At 49.1% G+C, this 3,197-nt stretch carries 2 protein-coding genes and 1 pseudogene; all 3 read right to left on the bottom strand.

All coding sequences use genetic code 11. The features are described from left to right. Positions 1 to 346: pseudogene (locus WEIDD23_RS10175) on the bottom strand (amidophosphoribosyltransferase); the annotation flags it as partial. Continuing rightward, positions 331 to 2,553: a phosphoribosylformylglycinamidine synthase subunit PurL gene (purL, locus tag WEIDD23_RS10170; RefSeq protein WP_010372622.1), complete on the bottom strand. Its 2,223-nt coding sequence runs from the start codon at positions 2,551 to 2,553 to the stop codon at positions 331 to 333. The gene purL and the pseudogene WEIDD23_RS10175, both read right to left, overlap by 16 nt. Further along, on the bottom strand, positions 2,550 to 3,197 hold a 648-nt coding region (gene purQ, locus WEIDD23_RS10165), incomplete at its 5' end, for a phosphoribosylformylglycinamidine synthase subunit PurQ (RefSeq protein WP_197458875.1). The genes purQ and purL, both read right to left, overlap by 4 nt.

The following is a 3,197-nucleotide window of genomic DNA, read 5'->3' as shown; positions in this document are numbered from 1 at the left end:
GCGCTAAGGATAATTGCATATCGGAAAAGTTCACCATCAGCGGTTGGATATTTTCAATGCCTGCTGAACCCGCCGTCGCATATCGAACGTGACCAATCGCTGCTTGTCCCTGCAAATGCGCTAAACGCGCTGGGTCACGAAAAACATCATGTAGCAAACCCAAACCACGTTCTTGCCATAAATGGCCTTGCTGATTGGCGACAATTCCGGCACCTTCTTGGCCCCGGTGCTGTAAAGCGTGTAAGCCATAGTAAGTCAAATTAGCCGCTGTTTGGTGGCCCCAGACCCCAAAAATACCGCATTCCTCATTTAATGACCGAGTTTGTTCAATTAACTGCGTTGCCATGTGATTGCTCCTTCATACGCTTCTTGCAGGCGTGCCTTATCTAAGTTGACAGTCCCATCAGCTGTTGTGACGACCAACCGATCATCATGTGTTACCGTACCCAGTCGCAGATATGTTGTATCCAGTCGTGTTTCAAAGGCGTCCACAGCGTTTGCTGGCACCGTTACCAAAAAGCGGCCTGGCGTCTCACTAAATAACCAGCTATCCGTCCAAGGTACCGTTACATCAAAACCAAATGGTGTGCCAAAGGTACTTTCTGCCAAGGACACCGCCAAACCGCCTTCTGCCAGGTCGTGGGCACTGGCAATCAGTCCCTGCTGAATCCCTGCTAACACACTTTGCTGGGTAGCTGACAATTTATCACGATTTAAACCGGGCAACCGGCCCGCAATGGCCCCGGTCTGTAGTTGTTGCAACTCAGAACCATTAAAGTCAGCCGTGGTATCACCCAGCAAATAGATGACATCATCCGGCTGTTTAAATGAAATCGTTGTGATATCAGCAGTATCAGTGTGTAACCCAACCATGCCAATCATTGGGGTCGGATAGATAGCAGCACCGTCGGTCTCGTTATACAACGACACATTACCGGAAATAATTGGCGTATTAATCTGTCGGGCCATCTCGTTAATGCCGGCGACTGATTGTGCCAATTCGTAATAAATTGCTGGATCATCCGGATTACCGAAGTTCAAGCAATCTGTAATACCAATTGGCAACGCGCCAGTGGCAATAATATTGCCAGCTGCCTCAGCGACTGCGCGTTGCCCACCAATATAAGGATCGAGGTAGGTAAATCGCGCGTTCACATCAGTTGTCATGGCCAATGCCTTTTTGGTGCCACGTAAACGAACAACAGCCGCATCGCCACCCGGCTTAATCACTGTATTAGTTCGGACCATACTATCGAAATGTCTAAACAAACTCGCTTTCGAAGCAACTGTTGGCTGTGCCAATATGTCCTGCCAAACCGTCGTCAAATCAGCCACATGCGGTGTAAAATCTGGTGCTGGGTCTTGCAGACGTGCTGGTTTCACCTGTTCCATGGTTTGTTTAGGGGACTGCGTCAAAAAATTGACGGGTAAATCAGCCACGGTCTCGCCATGCCAGGTTAATTCATAGCGCCCCGTTGCTGTAACTTCACCAATCACAACTGCCTCTAAATTAGCTTCCTGAAAGACGGCCTGTACGGCGGCTTCATGCCCTTTTGTCACAACTAATAACATGCGTTCTTGCGACTCAGATAACATGAGTTCATAAGGCGTCATCCCCGTCTCACGTTGTGGTACATTGTCTAATTGCAAGTGAATGCCCATTCCCGCTTTGCCAGCCATTTCGGCTGACGAGGATACCAAACCAGCTGCTCCCATGTCCTGCACCCCAACAATAGCCTCACCAAATTGCTGAATTGCTTTCAAAGTTGCATCCATCACTAGTTTTTCTAAAAAAGGGTCCCCCACTTGCACAGCTGAACGGTCTTGTTCGGCATCTGATGAAAATTCTGCGGACGCAAAAGTAGCACCATGAATGCCGTCACGACCAGTTTTTGCCCCAACATACAGAACCGTATTACCACTACCATCGGCACGTCCAACCTGCATTCGTTCTTGATCCAGTACGCCAACGGCCATCACGTTGACAAGCGGATTACCTTGATAAACCGGGTCAAAACCAATTTCGCCACCAACCGTCGGAATGCCAATCGCATTGCCATAGCCGGCAATTCCGTCAATCACCCCGTTTAACAGATGTTGGGTCCGTGCATCTGTTAACTCGCCGAAACGTAAACTATCAAGCACCGCGATTGGTTGCGCGCCCATCGAAAAAATGTCCCGTAAGATCCCACCGACACCTGTCGCAGCACCCTCATACGGTTCAACCGCTGACGGGTGGTTGTGTGATTCAGCTTTAAATACAACGGCTTGACCATCGCCGATATCCAAAATGCCAGCCCCCTCACCCGGTCCTTGTAAGACACGCTCATTGGTTGACCAAAACGTCCGGAGCACCGGCTTAGATTTCTTATAGGAAACGTGTTCTGACCACATGGCTGCAAACAACCCCGTTTCCGTGTAATTAGGCAAGCGCCCCAACGTTTGCTTAATTAACATGTATTCCTCGTCCGTTAATCCCCACGCCTGATATGGTTTCGTGGCGGCAATTTCTGCCGGTGTAGGTTCATGCGTCGTTGCCAACAATGCTGTCATGCTTCTACAGTCTCCTTCGTGATAATGGTTGCTAGTAAACTTTCAAAAAATGGTCGTCCATCCGTATTACCAAGTAACGTCTCAACCGCGCGTTCTGGATGTGGCATCAGGCCAATCACATTCCCACTGCGGTTCGTAATCCCGGCAATCTGATCAACGGAACCATTAACATCAGTCGCATACGTTAAGACAACCTGCCCATTTTCATGCAACATTCGCACCGTTGCATCATCAGCAACATACCGGCCCTCGCCGTGCGCAATTGGTAATTTAATCGTTGTCGTTGCATCAATATATTGATTTGTGAAGGCTGTTTGTCGATTAGTAATCGTTAGCTTAACCTCATCACAGATGAACCCGGGTGTCTGATTCATCATCAATTGCCCAGGTAGCATCCCGGCCTCCGTTAAAATCTGAAAACCATTGCACACCCCCACCACCAGTTTCCCGGTTGCAGCCATTTTTTGCACGGCTGTCATTACGGGTGCGAAACGCGCCACGGCTCCTGTTCGTAAGTAATCCCCATACGAAAAGCCACCTGGTAAGAACACGGCATCGTACGCCGACAGGTCAGTCGACTTTTCAGTCACAAACTGGACATCCGCCCCAAAGTCCTGTAACGCATAATACATATCAAAATCACA

This window comes from Weissella sp. DD23, from assembly GCF_001579105.1.
GTDB lineage: Bacteria > Bacillota > Bacilli > Lactobacillales > Lactobacillaceae > Weissella > Weissella cibaria.
This window is presented reverse-complemented; position numbering and strand designations above follow the sequence as displayed.